Genomic DNA, 21,050 nt, shown 5'->3' with positions numbered 1-21,050 from the left:
ACTTTCCATAACCTTTGGTGATGGAAAACCGGATCCGCTTTCGCCATATCAGTTGCTTTCTCGCCATCGCGCAGGAACACAGCCTCGGCCGCGCAGCCGAGCGGCTTCACCTCAGCCAGCCGGCAGTCTCCAAAACGCTTTCCGAGCTCGAAGCCCTGGCGGGCGCGCAGTTAGTCGAGCGCGGCCGTCACGGCGCTCGGCTCACGCAGGCAGGCGAGCATTTTCTCCGCTATGCGGCGGATGTCGGGCGCGCGCTCGATTCGGCCGGCGCCGCGCTCGCCGGCGTAGTCGAGCCCTCGGCCGCGATCCTCGACATCGGCGCATTGCCCACTGTCGCAAGCGGTTTGCTGCCCGATGCGTTGACACGCTTGCGCGAAGTGCGGCCGCATGCCGGCATACGCCTGCGCACGGCGACGAACGCGGTCCTGCTCGCGGCGCTCAAGGCGGGTGAACTCGATTTCGTCGTCGGCCGCATGGCCGAGCCCTCCGCCATGCAAGGTCTTTCTTTCGAACTACTGTATGGCGAGCGGCTCATCATGGCCGTTCGCCCTCGCCATCCTCTGCTGGGCAAAGCCGGCATTTCCCTGGCGGCCGTGCTCGCCTATCCGCTCGTCGTCGCTCCGGCCGGCACGGTGCCGCGGCTGCATACGGACGCGTGGCTCGATGCCCATGCGCTGCGTGTGCCGCCGAGCTCGATGGAAACCCTATCGGTTTCCGTGGCCCGACTCTTCGTGCGGCGTTCCAATGCGGTCTGGATCACGCCGCAAGGAGCCGCGCGCGACGATTTCGACGACGGCCTGCTGGCCCGTCTCGACCTGCCTACGGCCAGCGCGGAGGAGCCAGTCGGGATCCTGCGCCGAAGCGCCGGCGCCCCGAGCGAACTGGCGCAACTGCTGCTCGATCTGCTGAGGGACTGCGCGCGCGATGCGCGGCCCGAACGTCAGTCCGGCCGCAAACGAGCAACCCGCGCTTCTTGACCGGCGAGGGAAGCCGGACATACCATCGGCCGTGTTTGTTCGTTATGCGACATATTGTTCGGTTATCGAACATGCAATAGCTCACATCACGCGAGTCATCGAGGACCGCCCGCTATGGTTCAAAACTTCGAAGGACGACTAACCGATCGGCTGACCTCCACCGACGCGATGATCGCCGTTTTCTCGCCAAGTGCGACGGTGCAGCGCATGCTCGACGTCGAAGCCGCGCTCGCGCGTGCCCTGGCTGCGTGCGGCGTCATCCCGGCCACCGCTGTCGATTCGATCGAGGCGGCTTGTGACGCGGATCGGATCGACGCCGACGCGCTGACCGAGGCCGCTGCTCGAGCCGGCAACCTGGCGATTCCGCTCGTCAAGCAGCTGACGGCGCTCGTCGCATCGAGCTCGCCGGAAGCCGCGAAGTATGTCCACTGGGGTGCAACGAGCCAGGACATCATCGATACGGGGATGATCCTGCAGTTGCGAGATGCGCTTGCGGCCATCGAGGCCCAGCTCGATACGCTGTCGGCGGCGCTCGCGCGGCAGGCCGAGCGCCATCGTTCGACGCCGATGGTCGGACGAACCTGGTTGCAGCAGGCACTGCCGATCACGCTCGGCTTGAAATTCGCCCAATCGCTCGACGCGATCGAGCGCCACCGCACGCGGCTCGCGCAACTGCGCGCGCGGGCGCTGGCCGTGCAGTTCGGCGGCGCGGCCGGAACGCTTGCAAGCCTCGGCGAGCGTGCCGACGCAGTCGCGCAGGCGCTCGCGCGCGACCTTCAATTGCCGTTGCCCGCCATCCCGTGGCACGCGCATCGCGATCGCATCGCCGAAATCGCGACCGTGCTCGGGCTCGTCACCGGCACGCTCGGCAAGATCGCGCGCGATGTTTCGCTGCAGATGCAAACGGAAATCGGCGAACTCGCCGAGCCGTCCGGGGCCGGCAAAGGCGGCTCGTCGACGATGCCGCACAAGCGCAACCCGGTCGGTTGCGCTGCCGTGCTGAGCGCGGCGGCGCGCACCCCTGGCCTCGTCGCCACGATGCTGGCGGGCATGGTCCAGGAGCACGAGCGCGCGCTCGGCGGATGGCAGGCCGAATGGGAGACGCTGCCCGATATCGTCCGACTCTGCGCCGGCGCCTTGGCGCAGGCAACCGAGATCGTCGACGGTCTAGAGATCGACACCGCACGCCTCGCCACCAACCTCGACGCGACTCGCGGCCTCATCCTGGCGGAAGCGATCATGCTTGCGCTCGGGGAAACGATGGGCCGCCTCGAAGCTCACCATCTCGTCGAACACGCCTCGAAAGAGGCAGTGGCGAGCAGACGAAGTTTGCGTGAAGTGCTGGCGGCGAACGTGGAGGTGACGAAGCGGCTATCGACGGAGCGACTCGACGCGCTCTTCGATCCCGCCAACTACAGCGGACGCGCCGAGGCCTTCGTCGATGCGGTGCTCGACGCCTTCCGCACTCGCAAACCCACCTGAAAACGTGACCAACCATGAACGACGAAGACCGTTATGACGCCGGTATGACCGTGCGTCGGGCCGTGCTAGGCGATGCGCATGTCGATCGATCGATCGCGAACCGAACAGAGCTCACCGCCGATTTTCAGAACTTGATCACACGCTACGCGTGGGGGGAAATCTGGACTCGCCCCGGCCTGCCCCGCCACACGCGCAGCCTGCTCACGATCGCGATGATGGTGGCGCTCAATCGCGGCGAGGAACTCGCGCTGCATCTGCGCGCCGCAAAAAACAATGGCGTCACGCGCGAAGAGATCAAGGAAGTCTTGCTGCAAACCGCGATCTACTGCGGCGTGCCGGCAGCGAACTCAGCCTTCCACCTCGCCGAGCGCATTTTCCGTGACGAAGACGAATCGAGCGCGTGAGCGCGCCGGCAAAGCGTGACCGGTTCGGCAAGGTTCGTTTCCGGACAGATCGTCTCTATCTTGCGTGATAAGTCGCACGGCGCGATTGGACGCCGTCGACGTGCTCTCGGGAAACTCCTGACGGCGCGAGCTTCACAAAAAGGGTATGTGTGCCGTTAATGCAACAAAGCGGCAACAAAGCGTTAAAAATCGCTTCGCTGCTGGCATGGACCCGTGAGCGCGTCGGATAATCGCCTTACGCGAGGAGAGACATCATGGAAGCAAAACCCGCCTACATTCCGCCCCCTGACAAGGTCGCGAGCCCGGATCCTGAGCCGGTAGGCGTCGAATTTCTGGGCGCTGCGCTGCCCGAACACGTTCGTGCGTTTTTCGACGAGCAACGCAAATCGTGCGATTCGAAATGACCGTGCGTCATGCCAGTAACAGGCCGCACGACGCGGCAGGTCATGCGCGCTCGCCGCAAACGCGAGTCGCGCGGCGCGCGCACGTGCAAACCTATTGATGTCGATCTGCCGGGTCGGTCGTACGCCGAGCCCGTTCCGTCTGCCCGCTCGTTCCGCTCCATCCACTCAGCCCGCAAGCGCCGCTGTGCATGCGCCGCGTCGTTACACGGCGGATGGCTTGACGAGGCTTGCCGATTGCGCTCCGATCTCCACGCCGATGAAACGTTCTCTCCGCGCCTTTATCGCCTGCCTGACCGTCCTCAGCGCCGCCATACTGGCGACTCCCTGCAACGCGGTTGCCGATGGTGACGACACACCGCTCGTGAACCTCGTTGCATTGGCCTCGCAACGCCTGGCCCTTGCCGTGCCCGTCGCCCAATGGAAGTGGGCCAACCATCGACCGATTACGGACGCGCCGCGCGAAGCGGCACTGCTCGCCGACGTCGAGCAGCGGGCGCGCGCCGGCGGCGTGGATCCCGCCTTCGCACACGCGTTCTTCCAGGACCAGATCCAGGCAAGTAAAGAGGCACAAACCGCACTGTTCGAGAAGTGGCGGACGTCAAGGCCCCCCGAGAGCCCCGCGCCCGACCTGGCCGCATCGACGCGTCCGCAGCTGGACCGGCTCACTCGAGCGATGATCGCGGCGCTCGCGCGCGTGCAGCCGTTGCGCGACGCGCCCGATTGCCCGACGCGGCTCGCACGCAGCGTCCAGAACTGGAAATCGATGACCCGCTACGACGCGAGCGAAGCCGCGCCGCTCTCGACCGCACTCGCGCACGTCTGTTCGGCCGGCGGAATGGGCGGCGTCGGTTGAGATGGAAGAGTAAGCACTCGCAGACCGCGCGCGAGACGCGATTCCAGGATCCGATAGGTCGATAGCTCGAACGCCGGCGCGGCGCGGCGCCCGGCCGCGAGGTCGGCGGCCTGCTCGAGCGAAGGCGCGGCGCCGAGGTAACGCCACAGATCGACGACATGGAAAGTCGGAGCTGCATCATCGTCACCGCGACCGCGCTCCTCGAAGGCGATCGCGCCGTCGTAAGGCCAGGGAGCATCGCACGGATCGTTGCGCCCCGCCCTCGGTATGCGGTTGAATCTCGGCTTTAAATCGGCGATCCACTGCGCCTCGGTCAAGAGAGCGCCAATCTCGCCACCCGTCTCGCACCATTGCACACGCCGAACCTGTTCGGCAATCCGCAGCTCGCGCGCCGAGCGACGCTCGCCCACGAGGTGGGCGCGCACGCGCTGGCGCAAGCGCACACTGCGCCCGACATAGAGCGCCACGCCTGCTTCGTCGTAAAAGGCATAGACGCCGCAGCCGGCCGGGGCGCTGTCGAGCAGATCCTCCGTGATTTCTCCGGCGATGCGGTAGTAGCGCACGGTTCGCTCGATCTGCTCGCGAAGGACGTCGATCGCCCAGCGGCCATGCAGCGTGCGCCAGAACTGCCACAGCAGATCAGCGTCCGCGAGTGCACGGTGGCGCGCGAGCGGCACGAGCTCATGGCGCTCGATGAGCGCATCGAGTCCGTGACGCTTCTCCTCGGGGAAAAGCGCGCGGGAGAGGCGCACCGTACAGAGAACGTCGGGATTGAAAGCAAAGCCGGCGCGCTTGAACTCGCTGCGCAGAAAGCCGCGATCGAAGCCGGCGTTGTGTGCCGCGAAGAGCCTGCCGTCGAGACGCTCGAACAATTCGGCCGCGATCGCCTCGAACGGGGGCGCATCGCGCACCATCTCGTCGGTAATGCCCGTGAGCTGCTGAATGAACGGAGGGATCGGTTGCCGAGGGTTGATGAGCGTGCTCCAGCGCGAAACGCCGTGCGGCCCGGCCTCGACAACGCCGATTTCGGTGATCCGATGGTCGGAAAGGGAACCGCCCGTGGTCTCGAGATCGACGAAAACGACGGAGGTATCGACTGCCGCATTCGGCAGAGGGGATTCGGACATGAAAAAGCGCTCGGTGCGTCGATGACCGAAGTATGCCTCAATCATCGGCGTACGACCGAGCGCCTGGCCGGCCGACGCGCGCCTTTGCGCGAGGCGCACTCCGTCCGGACGAAATTGTCAGCTTAAAGCGGACGAATATTGGCCGCCTGCTTGCCCTTGGGGCCAGTTTTCACATCGAACTCGACCCGCTGATTTTCCTTCAGGGACTTGAAGCCATCCGCCCGGATTTCGGAGAAATGCGCAAACAGATCTTCACCGCCCTTGTCCGCCGTGATGAATCCAAACCCTTTAGCATCGTTGAACCATTTGACGACACCAGTTTCCATAGTACTAATTCCCTCGAGATTTTTAATAGACGGGCAGCGCCCTCCACCGAAACCCATGCCTCGGGCATGACACCGCCGCCTCTCCGCCGGCCGCGCCATACCGGGTCAATCCGGCGCTGTTGTTATAAAGGGAACGGCGACGGCTCGTCAAGGAATTTTTCATTAATTGGGCAAACGTCCGATCCATTGCGCATAGCCTGCAAACGGATTGGGAAACCGCCGTCAATGTTACCTGCTACTAACGATCCGGCACCGATAAATGGAAAAACCTACCGAGTTTGCAACAAATCTTTTCGAGTGTAAGTATTTTTCCGGGTTGCCGCGGCTCGCACCGAACTGGATCATCGAATCAGAAGATAGGTTTGCGCTGTGGAGATTGTCATGCGTATCGCAGATGTGAAGCACTTTTTCTCCGGCCTGCTGCGGATTCCCCGCGTCACGGGCCCCGTTGGCGTCGCGGGCGGAGCTGCACCGCTAGACTTCGATCCATTCTGGCATGGAGATCACTGGCAGAACCTTCTCGCTTCGCCGATGGACGCCCGGCACTATGTCATGGAAGACTGGGCCGTGCCGTCGTCGGAAGAGCGTGACTCCCGTTACGACGCATCGTCGAAGGATCGCCGCCGCGGGCGCCGCGCGGCATGAGCGGCAACGCACGCCGCCGGCTGATCCAATGACAGCCGGCGCCCCCAAAAAAAGCGCGGCCACAGAGCCGCGCAGACAAAGGTTTGGAGACCTCTTTTTCGGTTCGCGAAAAAGTCCGCTCGCTAGAGCAGAGAACCCAGTGTAATCAGAATCAGCCCGGCGATCATCCCCGCGCGCCGCAATCCTGTATTTCCCGCCCCTCAATAATCGTCACCAAACCGTCACGAACCGCAGGACGCGAATGGTTTCCGCGTGTGACGAAAACACAACATTCAATTATCCGCAATGCATGGCAAGAAGCGGGAACTTCCGCGGAACCCCTTGCGCGGCAAGGCTTCCAAGCACTTCTCGCGCCGTTGCGGGAACGCGAATACTTTATTGCATGAATCGCAATGGCGATATGGGCGAAGAGATATTTACACTCGGCCGAGTTGGGAAGAGCCGGGTTGTTTCGCTGTGCGCCGGTCTTCATGCTCGATTCGCCTCTCGCATTATTAGGGCATGATCGCTTCCCGAAGCCGTAAATAAACTTCCTGTTAAATGGAGTAAGAAAGATGAAAAAGACGCTTCTGGTCGGCGCTCTCGCCGGCGCATTCGCAACGATGGCGCATGCACAGAGCAGCGTTACGCTGTACGGGCTGATCGATGCCGGTATCACCTACGCGAACAACTCCGGAGGTCACAGCCTCTGGCAAGAATCGAACGGCGCAATCAACTCGAGCCGTTGGGGCCTGCGCGGCGCTGAAGACCTCGGCGGCGGCCTGAAGGCGATCTTCACGTTGGAAAACGGCTTCAGCATCGCCAATGGCACGCTCGGCCAGCAAGGCCGTGAGTTCGGCCGTCAAGCTTTCGTCGGTCTGTCGAGCGACCAGTTCGGTGCCGTGACCCTCGGTCGTCAGTATGACGACGTCGTCCAGTACCTCGGGCCGCTCTCGCTGACGGGCACGCAATACGGCGGCACGTTCTTCGCCCATCCGTTCGATAACGACAACCTCGACAATACGTTCCGCGTCAACAACTCGGTTCACTATCAAAGTGCGAACTACGCCGGCTTCAAGCTCGGCGCGATGTACGGGTTCTCGAACTCGACCGGTTTCTCGAACAACCGCGAGTACAGCGTCGGCGCGTCGTATAGCTTTGCCGGCTTCAATTTCGCCGCGGCTTACCTGCAATTGAACAGCGGAGTGAACTCGATCACGGCTGCGAGCCCGCTCAATTCGGGCGGCGCCGTGACCGACTCGCCGTTCCTCGCTCAGCGTCAGCGCACCTGGGGTGCCGGCCTGAACTACACGTTCGGCCCCGCAACGGCCGGCTTCGTGTTCACGCAGACGCGTCTCACCGGTGCGGCGAGCATCAGTGGTGGCAGCATCGGCAACGGCACGGCGGTGAGCCTGCTGGCCGCCCCTGGCGTGCCGGGCTCGATGCGCTTCAACAACTACGAAGTGAACGCCCGCTACGCGCTGACGCCGGCTCTGAGTCTGGCCGCCGAATACACGTACACGGACGGAAGGTTGAACGGCCTCAGCCCGAAGTGGGGAACGGCCGGCCTGCTCGCCGACTACTACCTCTCGAAGCGTACCGACGTGTACCTGCAAGGCGAATACCAGCACGTGATGAACAGCGCGGGCGGTACGTTCAATGCCGACCTCAACACGTTCAAGGCGTCGTCGACCTCCAACCAGGTCGCTGTCACGGCCGGTATCCGTCACCGGTTCTAATAAGATTCGAAGAAACCGTTGCACCTTCGAAGGCGCCGCTTGCGGCGCCTTTTTTTTGCGCTTTCTCGTTAGTCGCCCGCTGACGGATACCGTACGTCGAGCACGTCGATCTGCTCGGCTCCCGCGGGCGTATGCAGCGTGACCACGTCCCCGATGCGCGCTTTCAGCAACGCGCGCGCAATCGGCGAAATCCAGCTCACGTGCCCGTGCTCGAGGTCCACTTCGTCGACGCCAACGATCGTGACCGTATGCGTTTCACCGTCTGAAGTGGCGTAGTCGACCGTCGCCCCGAAAAACGCCTGATCGACGTTCTCCTGCTTGCTGCTGTCCACCACTTCGGCCAAGTCGAGCCGTTTCGTCAGAAAGCGAATGCGCCGATCGATCTCGCGCAGCCGCCGTTTGCCGTAAATATAATCGCCGTTCTCGGAGCGGTCCCCATTCGAGGCCGCCCACGAAACCAGCTTCACGACTTCCGGCCGTTCCTCGTCGATGAGGTGCAACAGTTCGTCCCGCAGGCGCTTGTGGCCCGCGGGCGTGATGTAGTTCTTCGTGCCCGCCGGCACCTCGGGCTGCGTGATCTCCAGATCGTCGTCTGCGTCGTCGTCGCCCGACTCTTTCACGAAAGCTTTGTTCATGATGCTCAATCAAACTTCGAGGGTTCCTTCAATCGAACTTCTAGCGTACACGATCGTTGGAGTCGACATAAGATCGGCCTGCACCGTCCCCTGCAATGGCGGCGGCAGCCGTTCGCGGCCGGAGGCGGTTGGGAGTAAGCGGCGTCAATGAAGCGACGAGCACTTCCCTTTTTTCTGGAGTTTGCTATAATTTCGCTTCTGCGTGCGGCTGTAGCTCAGTTGGATAGAGTACTTGGCTACGAACCAAGGGGTCGTGGGTTCGAATCCTGCCAGCCGCGCCACCTTTTCGAGAGCCTTCTTAGCGGAAGGCTCTTTTCTTTCACCGCGATAAGCGGTGGAATGCACCGTCTGACGTGCGGCTGTAGCTCAGTTGGATAGAGTACTTGGCTACGAACCAAGGGGTCGTGGGTTCGAATCCTGCCAGCCGCGCCATCTTCGAAGGGCCTTCCGAACGGAAGGCCCTTTGCCTTTTCGGCGGTGGTACAGGACACGTGCATCTTTGGGACACGTGTCTCTTCAGAACATCAATAATCGGCCCGCTCGCGCTCGACGCGCATGCCACCGTCGTGCCGATGATGCCCCTCTTCGCTTGGCCGCTCGCGCGCGATACGAATGACGTCGGGATTCGTCCGCACCCGGCGCATCACATTGGCGAGATGCACGCGATCGCTGACCTGAATCACGAAACGCAAGCATGTGGACTCGTGCGACAAATCCTCGTCCATCGCAATGTGGACGATATTCGCGTCCGCCGACGTGATATCGGCCGCCACGCGTGCGAAGACGCCCTTCGTATTCTTGACGAGCACCTTGATTGCGACGTCGAAGAGCCGTCCTGGCTGCGGCGCCCATGCCACGTCGATCCAGCGCCCCGGATCCCGCCGGTGAATGCGCTGAGCAACACGGCAAGCGGTGGTATGGATCGCCATGCCGAGCCCGATGCCGATGTAGCCCATGATGTCGTCCCCCGGGATCGGCCGGCAGCAAGCCGACAACTGCACGGACATGCCTTCGGTCCCCGTGATCACGACAGGCGGCGCATGCGGCGTGTGGGCGTGGTCTCCGCGCGGATGGTCTTCGTCCGCGTCGCGCCCGCTGATGAGCACTTCGATGCGCTTGGCCATCACCGCGGCGACACGCCGCCCGAGGCCGATATCGGCAAAGATCTCCTGACGATTCTTGTTGCCCGTCCATTGCACGAGCTTGTCCCAGATCTCCGGCTCGACGTCCGCGAGCGAAAGACCGTACCCCTTGAGACCTTGGTCGACCAGGCGCTCGCCCAACTGCACCGATTCGTTGAGACGCATCGTCTTCAGGTAGTGCCGGATCGCCGAGCGCGCCTTACCCGTGCGCACGAAGCCGAGCCAGGCAGGATTCGGCTTCGAATACGGCGCCGTGATCACTTCGACGATGTCGCCGCTCTTCAGCTCGGTGCGGAGCGGCAGCAGCTCGTTGTTGATTTTGACAGCGACGCATTGGTTGCCGAGGTCGCTATGGATCGAATACGCGAAGTCGAGCGCCGTGGAGCCGCGCGGCAATGCGATGATCTTGGACTTCGGCGTGAAGACGTAGACCGCATCCGGAAACAGGTCGATCTTGACGTGCTCGAGGAACTCACTCGAATCGCCTGCTTCGCTTTGGATATCGAGCAGCGATTTCAGCCACTGGTGCGCACGCTTTTGCACGTCGTTGAGGTCGGCGGCGCCGCTCTTGTAGAGCCAATGCGCGGCCACGCCCGCTTCCGCGATCTCGTGCATCTTGCGCGTACGCACCTGGAACTCGATCGGGGCGCCGAACGGACCCACGAGCGTCGTATGGAGCGACTGATACCCGTTGACCTTCGGAATCGCGATGTAGTCCTTGAACTTGCCCGGGACCGGCTTGTAGAGCGCATGCAGCGCGCCGATGCAGGTGTAGCACTCGAGCGGTGAGCCGACCACGACACGGAAACCGTAGACATCGAGCACCTGCGAGAACGAAAGCTGCTTGTCCCGCATCTTCTTGTAGATGCTGAAGATCGTCTTTTCGCGGCCCGTTACCTCCGCGTCGATATGGGCGTCGGCGATCGCGCGCTGCACTGACTCGAGGATCTTGCCGACCACCTCTCGCCGATTCCCGCGCGCGGCCTTCACCGCCTTTTCGAGCGTCGCGTAGCGGTTCGGGTTGAAGTTCGCGAAGCTGAGATCCTGGAGTTCGCGATAGGTGTTGTTGAGGCCCAGCCGATGCGCGATAGGGGCGTAGATATCGAGTGTTTCACGCGCCACGCGACGCCGCTTTTCCGGCGGCACCGCGCCGAGCGTTCGCATATTGTGCAGCCGGTCCGCCAGCTTCACGAGGATCACGCGGACATCGCGCGCCATCGCGAGCAGCATTTTGCGGAAGTTTTCCGCCTGCGCCTCCTCGCGATTGCGAAACTCCATCTTGTCGAGCTTCGACAATCCGTCGACGAGTTCGGCGACTTTCGCACCGAAGCGCTCCGCCAGTTCGGCCTTCGTCACCCCCTGGTCTTCCATCACGTCGTGCAGGAGCGCGGCCATGATCGATTGCGCGTCGAGCTTCCAGCCCGCGCAAGTCTCCGCGACAGCGACGGGATGCGTGATATACGGTTCGCCGCTTTGACGATATTGGCCCAAGTGAGCTTCGTCGCTGAAATGGAAGGCGGCCTTGACCTCCTTGATCTCCTCGGGGCTCATGTAGCCCCCGAGCATCGACGTCAGCTTCGCGATCGAGACGACATCGTGCTTGCGAGGTTGCTCAGGGGTGGCCGTCGGCCCGAACAGGTGGCGGAACGACTGTTCGAGAACCGCGTCGATGTATTTTCGCGCAGCGCCCGGCGCCTCGTGTTCGTGTTCTCGTTCGAGGTGAAGTGCTTCGGCGTCAGCGGCAGCGGAGGCAGACGATGGGGTGTTGCTCATATTCGCCTCCGTTCAGGGTTGCAGGACAGAGTACACGTTTCGCACGATCGCGGAAGACCCGACACGGCCCTCATCGGGCGCCCTCGGGTCTTCCGCGCCCGATGCTTCAGACGGGTACCTTCTTCAGCATCTCGATACCGACCTGCCCGGCCGCGATTTCGCGCAGCGCGACGACTGTCGGTTTGTCGCGGCTCTCGATCTTCGGCGTGTGACCCTGTGCCAGTTGCCGGGCACGGTACGTCGCCGCGAGCGCCAGCTCGAAACGATTCGGGATCTGCTTCAGGCAATCTTCGACTGTAATGCGAGCCATGTTCGGGAATTCCTTCTCAATATGTTGCTTATTCTACCGTAAGTGCACAACTGCCCGCCCTCATTCGACATGGGGCAGATGAATGCCGAGCTCGACGAAAAGCTCGCTGTGGCGCGCGTATTGCGAACCGAAACGCAGACGCGTCGCGTCGACGACACACTGCAGATCCGAAAGCGCGCGCTCGAAGTGCTCGTTGATGATCACGTACTCGGCCTCGGACGCATGCGCCATCTCGCTGCCGGCCGCGAGAAGCCGCCGCGTGATGACATTCGGCTCGTCTTGCCCGCGCTTCTTGAGCCGGATCTCGAGCGCGTCGAGCGACGGCGGCAGGATGAAAATCTCGACGGCGTTGCGAAACCGCTTCTTCACCTGCTGCGCGCCCTGCCAGTCGATTTCGAGCAGGACGTCGTGACCGCTTTTCATCTGCTCTTCGATCCAGAGGCGCGACGTCGCGTAGTAGTTGCCGTGCACCTCGGCGCTCTCGAGGAACTCGCCGCTCGCATGCCGCTCGAGGAAATCGTCGACCGTGGTGAAGTGATAATGCTGCCCGTCCTGCTCTCCCGGGCGCGGCTTGCGCGTCGTATAGGAGATCGACAGCCGGATCGCCGGATCCTTCGCGAGCAATGCGTTCACGAGCGTCGACTTGCCGGCGCCGGACGGCGCGACGACCATGAAGAGATTGCCGGGATAAGCGCCGGCATACGGATTGCGGGGCGCGGCGCCCGCGTCGCGTTGGGCGCCGCCTTCGGGCGTAGCATGGGTCATCGGTGTACTCACTTACTCCAGGTTCTGCACTTGTTCGCGCATCTGCTCGATCAGCAGCTTGAGCGTCATCGATGCATCGGCCAGCTCCTTCGCCGCCGCCTTCGAGCCGAGCGTGTTCGCCTCGCGGTTGAGCTCCTGCATCATGAAGTCGAGCCGCTTGCCGACCTTGCCGCCTTTCTCGATCACGTGCCGCGTCTCCGCGAGGTGCGCCGCGAGCCGCGAGAGCTCCTCGGCGATGTCGATGCGGATGCCGTACATCGTCACTTCCTGGCGGATACGCTCGGCGATCTCCTCGCGCGAGACGATCGTCGCGGCCGTGTCGGGGGCGGCAATGCCGAGCGCTTCCTGCAGGCGTTCCACGATCTTCTGCTGATGCTTGGCGATGAGTTCCGGCACGAGCGGCGCGATGCGCTGCAGGATCGCTTCCATCTCGGTCACGTTGTTGAGCAGCATCGTCGCAAGCTGCGCGCCTTCGCGCGCCCTCACTTCGATCAGCTCCGTCAAGGCCTGCTTGCCGCACGCGAGCACCCCGTCGCGCAGCGCCTCCGCCGAGGCCTCGCTTTCCGCCAGCACGCCGGGCCAGCGCAGCACCTCGCCGCTACGCATGCGTTCCGCGCCCGGAAACGCTCTCAGCACCGCCTGTTCGAGTTGAGCGAGCTGTGCGAGCACCTCGTGGTTGAGCGCGCCCGCGCTCGGCGCCTGCTCGCTGCGCTGCACGTTGATTCGGATGTCGACCTTGCCGCGCGAGAGCTTCGTCATCAGCATTTCGCGCAGCGTCGGCTCGCAGACGCGCGCCTCTTCAGGCATGCGGAAATTCAGGTCCAGAAAACGGGAGTTCACGGTGCGCAGTTCGACCGATACGCTCATGCTTCCAGTCGCCCCGGCAACCGCGATCTCGCGCGTGGCGCTCGCGTAGCCTGTCATGCTGTAAATCATCGTCCGTCTCGCGATTGAGAGTTGAGCGTGCATTATCCCATTTTTGCAACCGTCTCCTGGCGCAGGCGGCGCGCGACAACGGACGGCGGCGGGCCTCGTCGGGTCGGCGGCGGTAAAATCGGGGTTTCCTTCCTTGCCCTCGCCCCAACCATGACCGATACCGTCCAACGTCCGAGCAGACGCCGGCCCGATGAGCTGCGCGATGTGCGCATCACGCGCCACTACACGAAACATGCGGAAGGCTCGGTGCTCGTCGAGTTCGGCGACACCAAAGTGATCTGCACGGCGAGCGTGCTCGAGCGCGTCCCGGAATTCCTGCGCGAACGAGGTCAGGGCTGGCTCACCGCCGAATACGGCATGCTGCCGCGCGCGACGCACACGCGCAGCGATCGCGAGGCGGCGCGCGGCAAGCAGACCGGACGCACGCAGGAGATCCAACGCCTCATCGGGCGGGCGCTGCGCGCCGTGTTCGACCTCGAGCAGCTCGGCCCGCGCACATTGCATATCGATTGCGACGTGATCCAGGCGGACGGCGGCACGCGCACGGCGAGCATCACGGGCGCGTTCGTTGCGGCGCACGATGCGGTAACGAAACTCATCGCGGCAGGCCGCATCGAGAGCTCGCCAATTACCGATTACGTGGCGGCGATCTCGGTCGGCATTTATGACGGAACGCCCGTGCTCGACCTCGATTACCACGAAGATTCGCGCTGCGATACCGACATGAACGTCGTCATGACGGGCAGCGGCGGGTTGGTCGAAGTTCAAGGTACGGCAGAGGGCTCGCCTTTTTCGCGGGCGGAGATGAACGCCTTGCTCGACCTCGCGGAGCAAGGCATCGGGCAATTGATCCAGAGCCAGAAGGCCGCGTTGGAGACGGGGCGTGACTGAACGGAGCAAAGAGAGCGAAAGGAACACCTGCGCAACGCCGCAGCCGGTGCCCGGCACGTTCGGTCGCGTCGTGCTCGCGTCCAATAACGCGGGCAAGCTGCGCGAGTTCGAAGCGTTGCTCGGCGCGGCTGGTATCGAGCTCATCGCTCAGGGCCAGCTTGGGGTCACCGAGGCCGAAGAGCCGCACGCGACGTTCATCGAGAACGCACTCGCCAAGGCGCGGCATGCGGCACAGTCGACCGGGCTCCCTTCTCTCGCCGACGATTCCGGCTTGTGCGTGCGCGCACTCGGCGGCGCGCCGGGCGTGTACTCGGCGCGTTTCGCGCAAGCGCCGGGCGGCGAAAAAAGCGATGCGGCCAACAACGCACGCCTCATGGACGAGCTGCGCGGCGTGGCCGATCGGCATGCTTACTACTACTGCGTGCTGGTGCTGATGCGTCACGCCGACGATCCGGAGCCGCTAGTCGCCGAAGGCCGCTGGCACGGTGAGATTCTCGATGCGCCGCGCGGCGCGAACGGCTTCGGCTACGATCCGCATTTCTTCGTGCCGGCGCTCGGCGCGAGCGCCGCCGAACTCGAGCCCGCTGTGAAAAACACCCATAGTCATCGCGCGCTGGCGCTGCGCGCAATGCTCGCGCGACTCATGGAGGCATGATGGACGGGCCCACCCGAGACGGCGTCGTGACAGCCTTTCTCGCTCCGGGAAAGATCAGCTTGAGCTCGCTCCCGCCGCTCGCGCTGTACGTGCATTTCCCGTGGTGCGTGCGCAAATGTCCTTACTGCGATTTCAACTCGCATGAATGGAAAGGCGAGCGCTTCCCGGAGGACGATTACCTCGACGCATTGCGCGCCGATCTCGAGCAGGCGTTGCCTCTGGTCTGGGGGCGTCGCATCCATACGATTTTCATCGGCGGAGGCACGCCGAGTCTGCTTTCGGCGCGCGGGCTCGATCGGTTACTTTCGGATGCGCGCGCCTTGCTGCCGATCGACGCCGATGCCGAAATCACGCTCGAGGCGAATCCGGGCACGTTCGAAGCCGACAAATTCGCGCAGTTCCACGCGAGCGGCATCAACCGGCTGTCGGTCGGCATTCAGAGTTTCGATGACGCCCATCTGAAAGCGCTCGGACGCATCCACGGCAGTGCCGAGGCCCATCGCGCAGTGGAAATCGCGGCTCGCCATTTCGACAACTTCAACCTCGATCTGATGTATGCGCTGCCGCGGCAGACGCTTGAAGGATGCCGGGCCGATGTCGAGAGCGCGCTCTCCTATGCGCCCCCGCATCTCTCGCTCTATCACCTGACGCTCGAGCCGAATACGCTCTTTGCGAAATACCCGCCGGCGTTGCCCGACGACGACGCTTCGGCCGACATGCAGGATTGGATTCATGAACGCATGGCGCAGGCGGGTTATGAGCACTACGAAGTATCGGCTTACGCAAAGCCGAATCGGCAGTGCAAGCACAACCTCAACTATTGGCGCTTCGGCGACTATCTAGGAATCGGTGCCGGCGCGCACTCGAAATTGTCGTTCGCACACCGAATCGTTCGGCAAGCGCGCTATAAGCACCCCGCCACATTCATTGAGCAGGCACGCGCGGGAACGCCGGTACAGGAGGAGCACGAGGTCGATACGCACGAACTGCCTTTCGAGTTCATGCTCAACGCGCTGCGGCTGAACGAAGGATTCCCCGTTCATCGGTTCCTCGAAAGGACCGGGCTCACGATGACCTCGATCGAACCGGCGCTGCAAGAAGCGGAACGGCGCGGGCTGATCGTGCGCGACTACGAGCACATCGCGCCGACGCCGCTCGGATCGCGGTTTCTCAACGATTTACAGGCGCTTTTTCTACGCGATCGTAACGAAGGCGGCGCTGAGAGCGAGCCGGTTCGCTGACGCTGGCAGCGCCGGCGCCGGCGTTTCGAGTTACAATCGCCGTCCTCGGAGGGCTGGCAGAGCGGTTGAATGCACCGGTCTTGAAAACCGGCAAGGCTTCACGGCCTTCGTGGGTTCGAATCCCACGCCCTCCGCCACCCCCGCCCAACGTCCCGCGTCACAATTCGATCAGTCCCATCCCCACGGCCTTGATCATCGCGGCGCTTCTCGAATGAACCCCCATTTTGATGCGGATATTGGTGATGTGATAGTTGATCGTCGACTGCGAGCAACTGAGGATCTGAGAAATCTCCCAAGTCCCCTTTCCCAACGACATCCACTTCAGGCATTCCATCTCTCGCGGCGTGAGCTTCGGTGCGACGGCGCTCGTTTTCTGCCTCGCGAGTGAGAGACCTGCCGGAGATGCAAAGTCGCGCACAAGACCTAATTCGGGCAGGCTCGAGACGGCATCACGCTTTGCCTCATCCGATCGGACGCTGCTTGCGAAGCACAGCATGCCGACCTCGTGCTTTGGGCCGTGAATCGGCAGCGCCACGCCCCATCTCGGCCCGAATGCGCATGCCTGCTCATAGAGCGCCTCTTCCTGCGCGCCAATGAAGGTTTCGCTTCCCCAAACAAGGGGAGTCATCTTTGACCAGCAATGCCGAACGATCGGGTCGATCTCCGCATATCGCTTTTGCTCGTAGATTTTTTGCCACACGGCGGAGTAATTGCTCTTATAAAAAACCTCACTATAAGGCAGGCTATCTCTTGGCAGCAGCGCGAAGGTCGTGTACTCGAGTTGGTGGCGCCGCCCCACCTCGACGAGCGCATTGAACCAGACGTCAATATTCACCGTGTTCTGTAGTGAGGAATCGATAAACTCACGAAGCATGCTGCCCCCCAGAGTAGTTATCAAAATGCCACCTTGCCTGCGCGCCGCGAGGCAGACGGTTCTTTTTATCGTTTGGCAGATCGAAGATACAAGGTAATTAGATTATTTTCAAATTTTTATATGACCCCTGTCATCCCCATATATGAGAAATCTGCACTTAATCGCTCGAATCGTCGAGATCAATAAGTCGATTTCTCAAACGTTGGGTTTTGGGTTGTTAAATTGGCCTTAGGCGGGGCATGGAGTGCTCGCACAAGAGATCGGACACCTCGCGGCGGGAAAACCTGATTTGCCAATGCTTTTCCCAACAAATGCGACATCACCTCCAATTGGCAGCGATTCGAGCTCCGTGCCCCTCTCGCCACCGCGCTTAAGCCAATTCGCATAGGCAAGTGATTTGCTCGAGGTGATTTGCCTGTACGCCTGGAGAAGGCAAATGCATGCACGAAGATCGCATACGATACTGGCGCCCGCGATAGCGCTATTGATGTCGTGCTCCGCATCCGCACAAAAGAGCGGCCCGCCGAGCGTCGATACGGCCCCTGCGCCAGTTTCGATCGCGGCCGCCCTCCGCACGCCGCAGCGTCAGGCAGCGGAAGCGGCGCTGCATGGCCTCGCCGATCGCCTGAGTGCCAACTCGGACGCAAACGGTATCAATCGCGTCATGGCCGTCGACGATTACGCTCGATTGCGCCACGCGTCACTCGGTGACGGCTTCGAAATCAATATCGTCGACCCTGTCGCGCTGTTGGCCGGACAGCCGCTCGATGCCTGCCTTCGAGGCACCGGGCAATGGCGCTTTTTGGTGATCGTGGCTGGCAAACCGGTAGGGCTTCTGACCGTCGAGCGGGTCCGCAACGAGTGGAAAATGGTGGCTGCCGGCGCAAGCGGACTCGCCGCGGAAGTCGCGGGCGTCGAAGCGCGCTATGCCGCCGAGACGCCGCGGCCACGATTGCGCTTCATCCGCAGCTTGCAGGCCGTAGCCGACTTCATCGAAGTGACCTACCCCTCCGCCTTCGGCGAACCCGTCCGACGAAGCTACGTTCCGCTCGCGAGCGCGCGCGCCGCGCTTTACGACGAGCAGCTGCGGACGGACGGCTTTTCGGCCCCACCCCTACCCGAATCGGAAGTCGAAAGCAGGCTCATCGAGCGCGTGCGCCTCGGCATGCGCGATCCTCGCTTCATGCGGTGAGGAGACGCGCATGAACGTTCGCATGGGATTTGCCCTTGTCGTCACCGCATTCATCGCGGTTCTATTGCTCGGCCTCTCTCCGGCCGCATTCGCCGCTGCTGATCAACTGGACCTTCCGGTCGTCGAACAGGAGCACAGCGAATGGTGTTGGGACGCCGACGCCTCCGCCGTGCTCGCCTTCCGCGGCGTCCCCGCGACGCAGTGCGCGATCGGGAACTGGGTCGGCTCGATCGACTACGCTTGCGCGAACTATCCGTTCTATTGGGACGACCCAGCGAACTCGCCGAACTATCTCGCGGGAACGACGGGAATTGCAGGGATCCTTTGGTATTGGGGCCGACGCCATTCTCGGTACTACACGGAACCGCTCGTGTATCCGGCAGTGCGATCGGCGATCATGCACGGTCATCCCATTGTCGTTCTGTGGAACTGGTACGGCGGCGGCGGACATTTCATCGTCATAGACGGCTACGACGATGACGGCTCCAGGGTGTACTTCATGAATCCCTGGCCGGGGGAGGGAGCGGGAATCGGGGACTACGAGTGGATCCGCGACGGGAGCGGAGAGATGGGCACGCACTGGTGGTCGGAATCGCTGATTACTTATTGAGCTGCGCCTCGTTAGGAGCCGCACCTAAGCAGGGCGAATCGGGATGCGCAACGGCGCTGCGTCGCCTAGGCTCTTATCAACGCTTTTCATCGCGCTCAGCCGAGCGCTCATCGGAAGCTTCACCGCACCACTGCCATGCTCACCATCGTCAACCGTCGCCGGCCCATCTTGCGCGCCCATGGGTTGTGGCACCTCGTTTCCTTCGGCGCATTGCTCGTCACGGGCGCCTGCACGTTCACGCCACCCGAGCGTCCCTCGGCTCTGACGCTGCCGCCCCCGGCCGCCGTCAACAGCCTGACTCTCGATCAGTATCGGTATGCCGTTGCCCAACGAATCACCGAGCGCAATCCGTCTTACGTGCTCAAGCGCGCACCGCAAGCTATGCTGCGTTCGCTCGTGGTCGTCGCGTTCACGATCAATCGGAACGGCGAAGTTGTGTCGTCCTCCGTTTACCGGACCAACGGCGATGATGACGCGGAAGCGACCGCGCTGGCAACGCTACGCCGCGCATCGCCGCTGCCGCCGCCGCCGCCAAAGCTGCTCAACCGGCTCGGCCAGGTCGAGATGATGGAAGACTGGCTCTTCAACGACGACGGTAAATTCCAGCTCCGCACGCTCGCCCTCCCTCAAGCACAAGCGTTCGATTAGCGTCTTATAATTCCGGGCACCCCGCGCCCGGATCGCGGCGATCGACGCGTCGCGAGCCCGTCACGCGCGCCATCGCGCGCTGTGACGCTCGAGCGCGTCCCGACAAACATGGAGACCAAACCTATGTCGGCTTCGCCGTCTTCCCCCACCGTGGCATCCTCTTCCGACGCGGCAAACGCATCAAGTCGCTCGCGTATCGTATTCGCCAGTTTCATCGGCACGGCGATCGAGTTCTACGACTTCTACGTCTACGCGACCGCCGCCGCACTCGTCATCGGGCCGGTGTTCTTTCCCCACAGTTCGACCACCGCGCAGGCGCTATCGGCATTCGTCACGTTCGGCCTCGCCTTCATCGCGCGGCCCATCGGGTCGCTCCTGTTCGGCCATTTCGGCGACCGGATCGGACGCAAGTCGACGCTCGTGGCCTCGCTGCTCGTCATGGGCCTCTCCACGACGCTGATCGGCTTCGTGCCCGGCTACGATTCCATCGGCGGCCTGGCCCCCGTACTGCTCTGCATCCTACGACTCGGTCAGGGTATCGGGCTCGGCGGGGAATGGGGCGGCGCGGCATTGCTCGCCACCGAATACGCGCCGGCACAACGCCGCGGCTGGTTCGGCATGTTCCCTCAGCTCGGACCGTCGGTCGGCTTTCTTGCGTCGAACGGCCTCTTTTTCGGGTTGGCGCTCGCGCTATCCGACGCGCAGTTTCGAAGCTGGGGGTGGCGCGTGCCCTTCATTCTGAGCGCGGTGCTCGTTGCGCTCGGGCTCTATGTGCGGCTGAAGATTGCCGAAACGCCAGCGTTCCAGGCAGCGATCGAGCGGCGTGAGCGCGTGCGTGTTCCCCTCGTCTCACTATTCGCGAATCACGGTTGGCCGACGCTGCTCGGCGCACTCGCGATGGTGGTCTGTTACACGCTTTTCTATATCTCCACCGTCTTCACGCTCTCGTACGGTGTATCGGCATTGCATTTCTCACGGCAGAGCTTCCTCGCGATGCTCTGCTTCGCCGTCGTCTTCATGGCGATCGCCACACCGCTTTCCGCATGGGCAAGCGATCGGTTCGGCCGGCGGCCTGTCCTCATCACGGGGATCACAGCCGCTATCGTCTCCGGCTTTGCGATGGCTCCGCTAGTCAGCAGCGGCTCGACACCGCTCGTCACCCTCTTCCTCACGATCGAGCTGTTCTTGATGGGCGTCACGTTCGCACCGATGGGCGCGCTGCTGCCGGAGCTCTTCCCCACGCGCGTGCGCTACACGGGCGCGGGTGTCGCATACAACCTCGGCGGCATTCTCGGCGCCTCGGTCGCGCCCTACATCGCGACGATGCTAGCCGCGCGCGGCGGTCTCGCCTGGGTCGGCGGCTACGTATCCGTCGCCGCGGCGATCAGCCTCGTCGCCGTTCTCCTCATGCGTGAGACGCGCGACGTGTCATTGTCCTGACC

General features: G+C 63.0%; 22 protein-coding genes and 3 tRNA genes. 17 read left to right on the top strand and 8 right to left on the bottom strand.

Annotation, left to right across the window (positions count from 1 at the left end):
* Positions 1 to 20 precede the first annotated feature (20 nt).
* The 5 genes from pcaQ to AB4Y31_RS03705 all read left to right on the top strand — a co-directional run bounded on the left by pcaQ (position 21) and on the right by AB4Y31_RS03705 (position 4,120).
* Positions 21 to 977, top strand: coding sequence for a pca operon transcription factor PcaQ (gene pcaQ / locus AB4Y31_RS03725; RefSeq protein ID WP_368672760.1), 957 nt, complete (start codon positions 21 to 23; stop codon positions 975 to 977).
* A 114-nt stretch (positions 978 to 1,091) separates the two neighbouring features.
* Entirely contained in the window at positions 1,092 to 2,459 is a 1,368-nt protein-coding gene (locus AB4Y31_RS03720) for a 3-carboxy-cis,cis-muconate cycloisomerase (protein WP_368672759.1), read from the top strand.
* A gap of 14 nt (positions 2,460 to 2,473) precedes the next feature.
* Positions 2,474 to 2,863 carry a 4-carboxymuconolactone decarboxylase gene (pcaC, locus tag AB4Y31_RS03715; RefSeq protein WP_107150847.1) on the top strand — a complete coding sequence of 130 codons (390 nt, stop codon included), beginning with the start codon at positions 2,474 to 2,476 and terminating at the stop codon, positions 2,861 to 2,863.
* Between the two features lie 254 nt (positions 2,864 to 3,117).
* A complete protein-coding gene (locus AB4Y31_RS03710) occupies positions 3,118 to 3,267 on the top strand; it encodes a hypothetical protein (protein ID WP_018440562.1) in 150 nt (49 codons plus the stop codon).
* Between the two features lie 256 nt (positions 3,268 to 3,523).
* On the top strand, positions 3,524 to 4,120 hold the full coding sequence (locus AB4Y31_RS03705; RefSeq protein WP_368672758.1) for a chorismate mutase: 597 nt from the start codon (positions 3,524 to 3,526) through the stop codon (positions 4,118 to 4,120).
* Here the strand turns inward: AB4Y31_RS03705 and AB4Y31_RS03700 are convergent.
* Together AB4Y31_RS03700 and AB4Y31_RS03695 are read right to left on the bottom strand one after the other, a co-directional pair.
* Positions 4,039 to 5,247, bottom strand: coding sequence for an exonuclease domain-containing protein (locus AB4Y31_RS03700; RefSeq protein ID WP_368672757.1), 1,209 nt, complete (start codon positions 5,245 to 5,247; stop codon positions 4,039 to 4,041). The genes AB4Y31_RS03705 and AB4Y31_RS03700 overlap by 82 nt on opposite strands.
* Before the next feature lie 122 nt (positions 5,248 to 5,369).
* Positions 5,370 to 5,573: a cold-shock protein gene (locus AB4Y31_RS03695; protein WP_018440558.1), complete on the bottom strand. Its 204-nt coding sequence runs from the start codon at positions 5,571 to 5,573 to the stop codon at positions 5,370 to 5,372.
* Between the two features lie 381 nt (positions 5,574 to 5,954).
* Here AB4Y31_RS03695 and AB4Y31_RS03690 point away from each other — a divergent pair, with 381 nt between their 5' ends.
* Together AB4Y31_RS03690 and AB4Y31_RS03685 are read left to right on the top strand one after the other, a co-directional pair.
* Positions 5,955 to 6,218 (top strand): hypothetical protein, encoded by a 264-nt coding sequence (locus tag AB4Y31_RS03690; RefSeq protein WP_368672756.1) that lies wholly within the window; start codon positions 5,955 to 5,957, stop codon positions 6,216 to 6,218.
* Between the two features lie 554 nt (positions 6,219 to 6,772).
* A complete protein-coding gene (locus tag AB4Y31_RS03685) occupies positions 6,773 to 7,936 on the top strand; it encodes a porin (RefSeq protein WP_368672755.1) in 1,164 nt (387 codons plus the stop codon).
* Between the two features lie 68 nt (positions 7,937 to 8,004).
* Here AB4Y31_RS03685 and greB read toward each other — a convergent pair whose 3' ends face one another.
* Positions 8,005 to 8,571: a transcription elongation factor GreB gene (gene greB, locus AB4Y31_RS03680; RefSeq protein ID WP_368672754.1), complete on the bottom strand. Its 567-nt coding sequence runs from the start codon at positions 8,569 to 8,571 to the stop codon at positions 8,005 to 8,007.
* Positions 8,572 to 8,775: 204 nt separating this feature from the next.
* On the opposite strand from greB, the gene AB4Y31_RS03675 reads away from it, so the two are divergent.
* Together AB4Y31_RS03675 and AB4Y31_RS03670 are read left to right on the top strand one after the other, a co-directional pair.
* Positions 8,776 to 8,852 (top strand) — tRNA-Arg (locus AB4Y31_RS03675).
* Between the two features lie 74 nt (positions 8,853 to 8,926).
* A tRNA-Arg gene (locus tag AB4Y31_RS03670) sits at positions 8,927 to 9,003 on the top strand.
* Positions 9,004 to 9,095: 92 nt separating this feature from the next.
* Here AB4Y31_RS03670 and AB4Y31_RS03665 read toward each other — a convergent pair.
* From AB4Y31_RS03665 to AB4Y31_RS03650, 4 genes are all read right to left on the bottom strand, one after another.
* Positions 9,096 to 11,486 (bottom strand): bifunctional (p)ppGpp synthetase/guanosine-3',5'-bis(diphosphate) 3'-pyrophosphohydrolase, encoded by a 2,391-nt coding sequence (locus AB4Y31_RS03665; protein ID WP_368672753.1) that lies wholly within the window; start codon positions 11,484 to 11,486, stop codon positions 9,096 to 9,098.
* 106 nt (positions 11,487 to 11,592) lie between these two features.
* The gene (gene rpoZ / locus AB4Y31_RS03660; protein WP_006999799.1) at positions 11,593 to 11,796 is read right to left on the bottom strand and encodes a DNA-directed RNA polymerase subunit omega; all 204 of its coding nucleotides are present in this window, start codon (positions 11,794 to 11,796) and stop codon (positions 11,593 to 11,595) included.
* 60 nt (positions 11,797 to 11,856) lie between these two features.
* On the bottom strand, positions 11,857 to 12,561 hold the full coding sequence (gene gmk, locus AB4Y31_RS03655; protein ID WP_107150852.1) for a guanylate kinase: 705 nt from the start codon (positions 12,559 to 12,561) through the stop codon (positions 11,857 to 11,859).
* Positions 12,562 to 12,573: 12 nt separating this feature from the next.
* The gene (locus AB4Y31_RS03650) at positions 12,574 to 13,497 is read right to left on the bottom strand and encodes a YicC/YloC family endoribonuclease (protein ID WP_018440552.1); all 924 of its coding nucleotides are present in this window, start codon (positions 13,495 to 13,497) and stop codon (positions 12,574 to 12,576) included.
* Between the two features lie 150 nt (positions 13,498 to 13,647).
* Between AB4Y31_RS03650 and rph the strand changes: the two genes are divergently transcribed.
* The 4 genes from rph to AB4Y31_RS03630 all read left to right on the top strand — a co-directional run bounded on the left by rph (position 13,648) and on the right by AB4Y31_RS03630 (position 16,421).
* Complete coding sequence (rph, locus tag AB4Y31_RS03645) at positions 13,648 to 14,388, top strand: ribonuclease PH (RefSeq protein ID WP_368672752.1); 741 nt, start codon at positions 13,648 to 13,650, stop codon at positions 14,386 to 14,388.
* Positions 14,389 to 14,434: 46 nt separating this feature from the next.
* The gene (rdgB, locus tag AB4Y31_RS03640) at positions 14,435 to 15,043 is read left to right on the top strand and encodes an RdgB/HAM1 family non-canonical purine NTP pyrophosphatase (RefSeq protein WP_026229644.1); all 609 of its coding nucleotides are present in this window, start codon (positions 14,435 to 14,437) and stop codon (positions 15,041 to 15,043) included.
* The gene (gene hemW / locus AB4Y31_RS03635; protein WP_368673441.1) at positions 15,043 to 16,284 is read left to right on the top strand and encodes a radical SAM family heme chaperone HemW; all 1,242 of its coding nucleotides are present in this window, start codon (positions 15,043 to 15,045) and stop codon (positions 16,282 to 16,284) included. Before rdgB ends, hemW begins: the two co-directional genes overlap by 1 nt.
* Positions 16,285 to 16,331: 47 nt before the next feature.
* A tRNA-Ser gene (locus tag AB4Y31_RS03630) sits at positions 16,332 to 16,421 on the top strand.
* A gap of 20 nt (positions 16,422 to 16,441) precedes the next feature.
* Here AB4Y31_RS03630 and AB4Y31_RS03625 read toward each other — a convergent pair.
* On the bottom strand, positions 16,442 to 17,158 hold the full coding sequence (locus AB4Y31_RS03625) for a helix-turn-helix transcriptional regulator (protein WP_368672751.1): 717 nt from the start codon (positions 17,156 to 17,158) through the stop codon (positions 16,442 to 16,444).
* A 436-nt stretch (positions 17,159 to 17,594) separates the two neighbouring features.
* Between AB4Y31_RS03625 and AB4Y31_RS03620 the strand changes: the two genes are divergently transcribed.
* The 4 genes from AB4Y31_RS03620 to AB4Y31_RS03605 all read left to right on the top strand — a co-directional run bounded on the left by AB4Y31_RS03620 (position 17,595) and on the right by AB4Y31_RS03605 (position 21,048).
* A complete protein-coding gene (locus AB4Y31_RS03620; protein WP_368672750.1) occupies positions 17,595 to 18,350 on the top strand; it encodes a hypothetical protein in 756 nt (251 codons plus the stop codon).
* Between the two features lie 10 nt (positions 18,351 to 18,360).
* Complete coding sequence (locus AB4Y31_RS03615; protein ID WP_368672749.1) at positions 18,361 to 18,960, top strand: papain-like cysteine protease family protein; 600 nt, start codon at positions 18,361 to 18,363, stop codon at positions 18,958 to 18,960.
* Between the two features lie 135 nt (positions 18,961 to 19,095).
* Positions 19,096 to 19,608, top strand: a complete 513-nt coding sequence (locus tag AB4Y31_RS03610; RefSeq protein WP_368672748.1) for an energy transducer TonB — start codon at positions 19,096 to 19,098, stop codon at positions 19,606 to 19,608.
* A gap of 123 nt (positions 19,609 to 19,731) precedes the next feature.
* Entirely contained in the window at positions 19,732 to 21,048 is a 1,317-nt protein-coding gene (locus AB4Y31_RS03605; RefSeq protein WP_368672747.1) for an MFS transporter, read from the top strand.
* Positions 21,049 to 21,050: the final 2 nt, after the last annotated feature.

This window comes from Trinickia sp. EG282A, assembly GCF_040965455.1.
GTDB classification, from domain to species: Bacteria; Pseudomonadota; Gammaproteobacteria; order Burkholderiales; family Burkholderiaceae; genus Trinickia; species Trinickia symbiotica.
The sequence above is the reverse complement of the archived record's forward strand: the minus strand, read 5'-3'. Positions and strand labels throughout refer to the sequence as shown.

What these genes read in the sequence shown, in the direction of transcription:
- AB4Y31_RS03615 (WP_368672749.1), top strand. Translation starts at nt 18,361, where the DNA reads ATGAACGTTCGCATGGGATTTGCCCTTGTCGTCACCGCATTCATCGCG.
- AB4Y31_RS03705 (WP_368672758.1), top strand. Translation starts at nt 3,524, where the DNA reads ATGAAACGTTCTCTCCGCGCCTTTATCGCCTGCCTGACCGTCCTCAGC.
- AB4Y31_RS03665 (WP_368672753.1), bottom strand. Translation starts at nt 11,486, where the DNA reads ATGAGCAACACCCCATCGTCTGCCTCCGCTGCCGCTGACGCCGAAGCA.
- hemW (WP_368673441.1), top strand. Translation starts at nt 15,043, where the DNA reads ATGGACGGGCCCACCCGAGACGGCGTCGTGACAGCCTTTCTCGCTCCG.
- AB4Y31_RS03700 (WP_368672757.1), bottom strand. Translation starts at nt 5,247, where the DNA reads ATGTCCGAATCCCCTCTGCCGAATGCGGCAGTCGATACCTCCGTCGTT.
- AB4Y31_RS03625 (WP_368672751.1), bottom strand. Translation starts at nt 17,158, where the DNA reads ATGCTTCGTGAGTTTATCGATTCCTCACTACAGAACACGGTGAATATT.
- AB4Y31_RS03695 (WP_018440558.1), bottom strand. Translation starts at nt 5,573, where the DNA reads ATGGAAACTGGTGTCGTCAAATGGTTCAACGATGCTAAAGGGTTTGGA.
- pcaC (WP_107150847.1), top strand. Translation starts at nt 2,474, where the DNA reads ATGAACGACGAAGACCGTTATGACGCCGGTATGACCGTGCGTCGGGCC.
- AB4Y31_RS03610 (WP_368672748.1), top strand. Translation starts at nt 19,096, where the DNA reads ATGCTCACCATCGTCAACCGTCGCCGGCCCATCTTGCGCGCCCATGGG.
- AB4Y31_RS03650 (WP_018440552.1), bottom strand. Translation starts at nt 13,497, where the DNA reads ATGATTTACAGCATGACAGGCTACGCGAGCGCCACGCGCGAGATCGCG.
- gmk (WP_107150852.1), bottom strand. Translation starts at nt 12,561, where the DNA reads ATGACCCATGCTACGCCCGAAGGCGGCGCCCAACGCGACGCGGGCGCC.
- pcaQ (WP_368672760.1), top strand. Translation starts at nt 21, where the DNA reads ATGGAAAACCGGATCCGCTTTCGCCATATCAGTTGCTTTCTCGCCATC.
- AB4Y31_RS03620 (WP_368672750.1), top strand. Translation starts at nt 17,595, where the DNA reads ATGCATGCACGAAGATCGCATACGATACTGGCGCCCGCGATAGCGCTA.
- AB4Y31_RS03690 (WP_368672756.1), top strand. Translation starts at nt 5,955, where the DNA reads ATGCGTATCGCAGATGTGAAGCACTTTTTCTCCGGCCTGCTGCGGATT.
- AB4Y31_RS03685 (WP_368672755.1), top strand. Translation starts at nt 6,773, where the DNA reads ATGAAAAAGACGCTTCTGGTCGGCGCTCTCGCCGGCGCATTCGCAACG.
- AB4Y31_RS03605 (WP_368672747.1), top strand. Translation starts at nt 19,732, where the DNA reads ATGTCGGCTTCGCCGTCTTCCCCCACCGTGGCATCCTCTTCCGACGCG.
- greB (WP_368672754.1), bottom strand. Translation starts at nt 8,571, where the DNA reads ATGAACAAAGCTTTCGTGAAAGAGTCGGGCGACGACGACGCAGACGAC.
- rpoZ (WP_006999799.1), bottom strand. Translation starts at nt 11,796, where the DNA reads ATGGCTCGCATTACAGTCGAAGATTGCCTGAAGCAGATCCCGAATCGT.
- AB4Y31_RS03710 (WP_018440562.1), top strand. Translation starts at nt 3,118, where the DNA reads ATGGAAGCAAAACCCGCCTACATTCCGCCCCCTGACAAGGTCGCGAGC.
- rph (WP_368672752.1), top strand. Translation starts at nt 13,648, where the DNA reads ATGACCGATACCGTCCAACGTCCGAGCAGACGCCGGCCCGATGAGCTG.
- AB4Y31_RS03720 (WP_368672759.1), top strand. Translation starts at nt 1,092, where the DNA reads ATGGTTCAAAACTTCGAAGGACGACTAACCGATCGGCTGACCTCCACC.